This is a genomic window from Microbacterium sp. Leaf351 (assembly GCF_001423825.1).
Classification (GTDB): Bacteria; Actinomycetota; Actinomycetes; order Actinomycetales; family Microbacteriaceae; genus Microbacterium; species Microbacterium ginsengisoli.
Genome location: NZ_LMPK01000033.1, coordinates 152,007 through 158,597, shown reverse-complemented (window position 1 = coordinate 158,597; position 6,591 = coordinate 152,007). Strand labels below are relative to the sequence as shown.

General features: G+C 69.6%; 5 protein-coding genes, 2 tRNA genes and 1 pseudogene. 2 read left to right on the top strand and 6 right to left on the bottom strand.

Annotated elements, in window-relative coordinates; translation table 11 throughout:
- The first annotated feature begins 67 nt into the window (after nt 1-67).
- Nucleotides 68-1,306 (top strand): beta-ketoacyl-[acyl-carrier-protein] synthase family protein, encoded by a 1,239-nt coding sequence (locus ASG00_RS09115; RefSeq protein ID WP_045246870.1) that lies wholly within the window; start codon nt 68-70, stop codon nt 1,304-1,306.
- A 130-nt stretch (nt 1,307-1,436) separates the two neighbouring features.
- Here the strand turns inward: ASG00_RS09115 and ASG00_RS09110 are convergent, their stop codons facing one another.
- From ASG00_RS09110 to ASG00_RS09100, 3 genes are all read right to left on the bottom strand, one after another.
- Entirely contained in the window at nt 1,437-1,940 is a 504-nt protein-coding gene (locus tag ASG00_RS09110; protein ID WP_056208813.1) for a DUF3145 domain-containing protein, read from the bottom strand.
- 115 nt (nt 1,941-2,055) lie between these two features.
- A tRNA-Ile gene (locus ASG00_RS09105) sits at nt 2,056-2,129 on the bottom strand.
- Nucleotides 2,130-2,153: 24 nt separating this feature from the next.
- Complete coding sequence (locus ASG00_RS09100) at nt 2,154-3,128, bottom strand: DMT family transporter (protein ID WP_045246868.1); 975 nt, start codon at nt 3,126-3,128, stop codon at nt 2,154-2,156.
- Between the two features lie 45 nt (nt 3,129-3,173).
- On the opposite strand from ASG00_RS09100, the gene def reads away from it, so the two are divergent.
- Nucleotides 3,174-3,740 carry a peptide deformylase gene (gene def / locus ASG00_RS09095; RefSeq protein WP_048809264.1) on the top strand — a complete coding sequence of 189 codons (567 nt, stop codon included), beginning with the start codon at nt 3,174-3,176 and terminating at the stop codon, nt 3,738-3,740.
- 53 nt (nt 3,741-3,793) lie between these two features.
- Here def and ASG00_RS09090 read toward each other — a convergent pair.
- The 3 genes and pseudogenes from ASG00_RS09090 to ASG00_RS17890 form a co-directional block, all read right to left on the bottom strand.
- Nucleotides 3,794-3,869 (bottom strand) — tRNA-Asn (locus tag ASG00_RS09090).
- 72 nt (nt 3,870-3,941) lie between these two features.
- Nucleotides 3,942-5,789 (bottom strand): DNA primase, encoded by a 1,848-nt coding sequence (dnaG, locus tag ASG00_RS09085; RefSeq protein WP_056209202.1) that lies wholly within the window; start codon nt 5,787-5,789, stop codon nt 3,942-3,944.
- Nucleotides 5,789-6,591, bottom strand: a pseudogene (locus tag ASG00_RS17890) (deoxyguanosinetriphosphate triphosphohydrolase); the annotation flags it as partial. The pseudogene ASG00_RS17890 and the gene dnaG, both read right to left, overlap by 1 nt.

The following is a 6,591-nucleotide window of genomic DNA, read 5'->3' as shown; positions in this document are numbered from 1 at the left end:
CCTCGAACCAGGCGTGAGTCCCGTCCGGTGGGGGCGTGAGCCCCCACCGGGAAGAACAGGAAGCAATATGACGTCCCCTCGCATCGTCGTCACCGGAATCGGCGCGTCGTCCCCCATCGGCGGCACGGCTCCCGACAGCTGGAACGCGCTCCTCGACGGCGCCAGCGGCGCCCGCTCGCTCGAGCACGACTGGGTCGCCCGCTACGAGCTGCCGGTCACCTTCGCGGCCGAGGCGCTCGTGCGTCCCGACACCGTGCTCGAGCGCCCGGTGGCCAAGCGTCTCGATCCGGCCTCGCAGTTCGCCCTCGTCGCCGCCCAGGAGGCCTGGGCCGACGCGGGTGCACCCGACGTCGAGCCCGAGCGTCTCGGTGTCGACTTCGCGACCGGAATCGGCGGCGTATGGACGCTGCTCGATGCGTGGGACACTCTGCGTGAGAAGGGTCCCCGTCGGGTCATGCCCATGACGGTGCCCATGCTCATGCCGAACGCTGCAGCGGGCAACCTGTCGCTCCACTTCGGCGCGCGCGCATTCGCCCGGACCGTCGCGAGCGCGTGCGCGTCGAGCACCGAGTCGATCGTCAACGCGGTCGAGCACATCCAGGACGGCCTCGCCGACATCGTGATCGCCGGCGGCACCGAATCGGCCGTTCACCCCATCACACTCGCCGCGTTCGCGTCGATGCAGGCGCTCTCGCGTCGCAACGACTCGCCCGGCACGGCGTCCCGGCCGGCGAGCATCGACCGCGACGGCTTCGTCATGGGCGAGGGGGCCGCGGCGCTCGTGCTCGAGCGTGAAGACCACGCTCTCGCTCGCGGAGCGAAGATCTACGCGGTCGTCGTCGGCGGCGGCGTCACCGCCGACTCGTACCACATCACCGCCAATGACCCCGAGGGTCGCGGCGCGGCGCGTGCCGTGCAGCAGGCGCTGGCGGCGGCGGGTGCGAGCCCCGACGAGGTCACGCACATCAATGCGCACGCGACATCCACCCCTGTCGGCGACCCGAACGAGTACCAGGCCCTGCGAGCGGTGTTCGGCGCCCGTATCGACGAGATCCCGGTGTCAGCCACGAAGGCGTCGACCGGCCACCTCCTGGGCGGCACCGGAGCCCTCGAGGCCATGTTCACGATCCGCGCGATCCAGGAGCGCATCGCGCCGCCGACGATCAACCTCACCGAGCAGGACCCGGAGGTGCCGTTCCGACTGTCGGGCAGCACCCAGGCTCTCGGCGCCGGCGACCAGCTCGCCATCAGCAACTCTTTCGGGTTCGGCGGTCACAACGCCGTCGTGGCGTTCCGAAACGTCTGACCACCGACACCACGAAGGCCCCCGGCACACTGCCGGGGGCCTTCGTCATGGTCGGGCATCGACCGCGTTCCCACCGCCGGGACGATTCACCGGCGCTCGGTAGTGGCGTGTCGTCTGCCCGGGGTCTGGGTCAGCCCACCTTGTGGAGCCACACGACCGGTACCTCGTCGCCCGCATGGCGGAACGGTTCGAGCTCCTCGTCCCACGCTGCTCCGAGAGCAACATCCAGCTCACGTCGCAACTCCGCCGCATCACCCAGCGACACCTCGAGGGCGTAACGCAGCCGGTCCTCGGGGACGACCACGTTGCCCGCAGCGTCGGTGGGCGCGAAGTGAATGCCGAGGTCCGGTGTGTGCATCCAGCGCCCGCCGTCCGTGCCCCGAGCCGGATCCTCGGTGACCTCGTAGCGCAGGTGCTCCCAGCCGCGTATCGCGCTCGCCAGAGCCGCGCCGGTGCCGGCCGGTCCCTCCCACGCGAATTCGGTGCGACGAGCGCCCGGCAGCACGGGCTGCGCGATCCACTCGAAGTTCAGCGCCTTGCCGAACACGCGACCGGCGGCCCACTCGAGGTGCGGGCACAACGCCTTCGGCGCGGAGTGGATGTAGATCACGCCGCGCGTCTGTGATGTCGCCATCGGTTCTCCATTCGTCAGGTGCGTCTTCCCCTACGACCTGACCGGAACGGTGGCTCTTCGGTTATGGGGTCATTATCACCCGGTCGGTGCCGGAATGACAAGACTGTGATTCGAGTGGGGCGGGTGGGACTTGAACCCACGATCGTCGGGTTATGAGCCCGCTGCCTTGACCAGCTTGGCCACCGCCCCGTGCGGCACGCCGCACCAGCGAGCCTAGTGGGAGCCGCCGCGCGGGATGGGCAGCTCCTGGCTGTCGCTGATGACCTGCGGATGGTTGCGGGCCAGCGAGAAGACGCCGTACACCGCGATCGCGCCGGCGACGACGAACCCGATCATCGGCCCGATGCCGGCGGTCGCTGCCTCCTGGAGGACGACGAGACCGATGAGCACGGCGACCATCGGGTCGATGACGGTGAGGCCGGCGATGACGAGGTCAGGGGGTCCCGCGGAGTATGCCGTCTGAACGAAGTAGGCGCCGAGGGCGACCGCGGCGAGGAGCGCGACGAGACAGGTGAGGGTGAGCCATTCGAAATCGCCCGCCTGCACTCGTTTGATCACGACCTTCGCGAGCGTCGCGACGAAGCCGTAGATCATTCCTGACGCGACGATGTAGAAGAGCGCGCGGCCACCGCGTCGACGCACCCAGATCAACCAGATCGCCGTGAGCGACCCGACCACGACCACGAGCAGTCCGAGGATGATGAGCAGCTCGCTGTCGGCGACGGGCTGCTCGGTCGCGACGAATGCGGCGATGGTGACGAAGACGAGGATGCCTCCCACGCACGCGATGATCGATCTCACTGATTTCAGGGTGGGTCGGTGGCCGGAGATGCGGGCGTTCAGCAGTGTCGTGATCACGAGTGACACCGCGCCGAGCGGCTGGACGATGATGAGCGGCGCGATCGCGAGGGCCCCGAGCTGGCAGAGGATCGCGAGTCCCAGCATCACGGTGCCGAGCACCCAGGAGGGGCGGCCGAGCAGTCGCAGCAGCTGTGCTCCGCTGAGCCCCGTGCTCGTGCCGCCGAGCGCGTGGTTGACCTTCACGACGCCGCGGTGCTGGTACTGCGCTCCGAACGACATGAAGACCGCGCCGAGCAGCGCCAACGGGATACCGAGGAGGATCGCGGGGTCGCGGAACACCCCGACGAGGTTGTTCGTGACGTCGTCGATGGAAAGCGGCACCGTCATCACCGTTCGACACTATCCCGAGACCGGCTCGATAGGCTCGAAGACGTGACCGTTCTGCCGATTCGCATCATGGGTGACCCCGTGCTCCACTCCCCCGCCGCCCCCGTCGACGAGATCACGGACGAGATCCGCACACTGGTGGCGGACATGTTCGAGACGATGGATGCCGCGCCCGGCGTGGGGCTTGCGGCACCGCAGGTGGGTGTCGGGCTGCGGATCTTCACGTACACCTACCAGGACGACGACGGCGCTCCGTGGCGCGGGGTGGTCATCAACCCGGTGCTGTGGATCTCCCCGGCCGAACCCGGCCAGCCGGACCCTGACGAGGAGTCCGAGGGCTGCCTGTCCTTCCCCAGCGAACGGTTCCCGCTGCGCCGCGCCGAGCGCGCCTTGCTGATCGGCACGGACCTGGAGGGCGCCGAGGTGCGCATCGAGGTGTCCGGATGGCGTGCGCGCATCCTGCAGCACGAGTTCGACCACCTCGACGGGGTGCTGTACGTCGACCGGCTGGATGACAGCGACTGGAAGACCGTGCAGAAGATCGCGAAGAAGCGCGGCTGGGGTCGTCCCGGTCAGTCGTGGACGCCCGGGATCGACCTCATCGAGGCCTGAACCTCGAGACGAGAAATCCCGCCTGCGTCGACCGACGCGGCGGGATCTTCTCGTGGCTCCCCGGCTTGGACTCGAACCAAGAACCTATCGGTTAACAGCCGATTGCTCTGCCAATTGAGCTACCGAGGAAGAGTCATCCCGAATCAGGACAACCCTGAGATCGTAGCAAAGGATGAGGCTGCGACGCGAACCGGGACGGGGTCAGCCGGCGTCGAGGAGACGCTGCCGCTCGACATCCAGATCGCGCAGGCGCAGCCTCACGGCACGCCCCTCCTCGGAGTCGGCCTGCACCCGCTGCATGGCACCGAGCAGCTCGCTCTTCGTGCGATCGAGGGTGCGCAGGCTCAGTCGCCTGGCGAGGTCCTGGGCTGACAACTGGGCGTGCAGAGCATCGCGTGCGGGGAACGTTCCCGTGAGCAGCTCGGCGGCGAGGGAACGGTACGGCTCACGCACCGCCTGCACCGCGGCGGCGGCCCATCCGGGGTGCGAGTAGTCCGGCATCGCCGCGACGACGCCGCGCACCGCGTCGAGGCCCGGAACGGTGAATGTGGTGTCGAGGGCGCGCCGTACGAGCTCGCCGTCGATCAGGTGCCCGTACTGCAGGAATCCCATCAGCGCATCACGCTCGAGCGCGGCATCCGCTGTGGTCGGCAGTGTCTGGAGGGTGATCCTCAGCTCGCTGGGGGTCTCGGCCGAGTGCGGGATGTCCTCCTGCTCGCGCTGCGCACCGACCGACCGCGACGCGCGCCGCACCGCACCGGACACCTCGCCGAGCTCGAGGCCGAGGCGTCGGGCGAGCACCTTCACGTAGCCCGGCTGCAGCGAGGGGTCACGGATGCCGGCGACGATCGGCGCCCCGGCGCGCAGAGCCCCCGCCCGCCCTTCGACGGTGCCGAGGTCGAAGCCGCGGATGCGCTGGTCGATCGCGAACTCGAACATCGGCACCTTCGACTCGATGATCGCGCGCACGGCGCCGTCGCCGCGGGCGAGGCGCAGGTCGCACGGGTCGAGACCGGGCGGAGCGACGGCGACGTAGGTCTGCGCGGCGAAACGCTTCTCGTCGGCGAACGCGCGCATGGCGGCGCCGACCCCTGCGTCGTCCGGGTCGAAGGTAAAGACGACCTCGCCGTGTGCCGAGTCGTCGCCCATCACGCGACGCAGGGCCGTGATGTGCTCCGAGCCGAACGCGGTGCCGCAGGTCGCGACCGCCGTGGTGATGCCGGCGAGGTGGCAGGCCATGACGTCGGTGTAGCCCTCCACCACGACGACCTGGCGCGACCGCGAGATGTCCTTCTTCGCGAGGTCGAGGCCGTACAGCACCTGCGACTTGCGGTAGATCGGGGTCTCAGGGGTGTTGAGGTACTTCGGCCCCTGGTCGTCGTCGTAGAGCTTGCGGGCCCCGAAGCCGACGACCTGGCCGGTGACATCGCGGATGGGCCACACCACGCGCCCGCGGAACCGGTCGTAGACGCCCCGCTGCCCCTGCGAGAGCAGACCGGCTGTGAGAAGCTCCTCGTCGCTGAAGCCCTTGGCGCGCAGCGCCTGCTGCAGGTTGCCCCACCCCTTCGGCGCGTACCCGACACCGAAGTGCGCGGCGGCTCCCGCATCGAACCCGCGGCCGCCGAGGAAGGCGTGCGCGGTCTCGGCCTCGGCGCTCTGCAGCTGCTCGCGGAAGTACATCGCGGCCGCGGCGCCCGCCGCGTAGAGCCGGGTGCGCCCGGAGGTCTCCACCGCGGGGCCCCCGTCCTCGTAGTGCAGCGCGTAGCCGAGCCGACCCGCGAGGCGCTCGACCGACTCGGTGAACGAGAGGTGGTCCATCTCCCGCAGGAACGTGTAGACGTCGCCCGAGGCGCCGCATCCGAAGCAGTGGTAGAACCCGTGCTGCGGCCGCACGTGGAAGCTCGGACTCCGCTCGTCGTGGAACGGGCAGAGCCCCTTGAGCGAGCCCACTCCCGCGGGCTTGAGCGCGACCCGCTCCCCCACGATGTCGGCGATGTTCGTGCGCGACTTGACCTCGTCGACGTCGGTCTGCACGATGCGGCCGGGCATCAGGCGAGTCCTGCTGGCGCGGGCCGCACCGGCGGCACCCACACGCCGAGTGAGGTGGGATCGAGCGGTGCGACGAGACGCTCATGCCAGGCGATCGCGAGCTGATCCGTGAGTCCCGCGACCTGGTCGACGACGACGCGGCGGCGAGCCGCGTCATCCGTCGCGGAGGTGAAGTCGCCTCGATAGACCGGCTCGAGCTGGTCGGGACGCTCCCACAGAGCCGACGCGAGGCGCTTCAGCACTCGCCGCTGTTCCTTGTAGAGCTCCTTGCGGCCATCGATCGAGACCACCGTCGCACCGATGATTCCTTTGAGCACCGCGATCTCGGCCTCGACGACCGCGGGCACCATGACCCGCGCCCGATAGCGCGTGAGGGATGCAGCGGGGTACGCGTCGCGCGTCGCCGCCGTCGCCGCCCGCGCGAAGCGCCCGATGAGATCGGACGTGAGGTTCTTGAGACCGGCCAGGTCGCGGCGGGATCCGTCGAACGTGGGCACCCACTCGGGGAGCCGGGTGAGCCGGTAGAGCGCGTCGGAGAGCGCATCGCGGGTGAGGTCGAAGCCGACCCACGCCTGGATCGCGTCGATCAGGGCCTCGTGCTCGTTCGGGGCGACGAGACGGCGCGGATCGAGGTAGCCGTTGACGATGGCGTCCTCGAAGTCGTGCACCGAGTATGCGATGTCGTCCGACAGGTCCATGACTTCGGCCTCGATGCACCGCACGCGGCCGGGCGCGCCCTCGCGGAACCAGCGGAAGACCGCCTCATCGTCGGGGTAGACGCCGAACTTGAGGCGACCGCCCG

Coding starts and splice junctions, on each gene's coding strand:
- ASG00_RS09115 (WP_045246870.1), top strand. CDS start 68: ATGACGTCCCCTCGCATCGTCGTCACCGGAATCGGCGCGTCGTCCCCC.
- ASG00_RS09110 (WP_056208813.1), bottom strand. CDS start 1,940: ATGGCGACATCACAGACGCGCGGCGTGATCTACATCCACTCCGCGCCG.
- ASG00_RS09100 (WP_045246868.1), bottom strand. CDS start 3,128: ATGACGGTGCCGCTTTCCATCGACGACGTCACGAACAACCTCGTCGGG.
- dnaG (WP_056209202.1), bottom strand. CDS start 5,789: ATGCCCGGCCGCATCGTGCAGACCGACGTCGACGAGGTCAAGTCGCGC.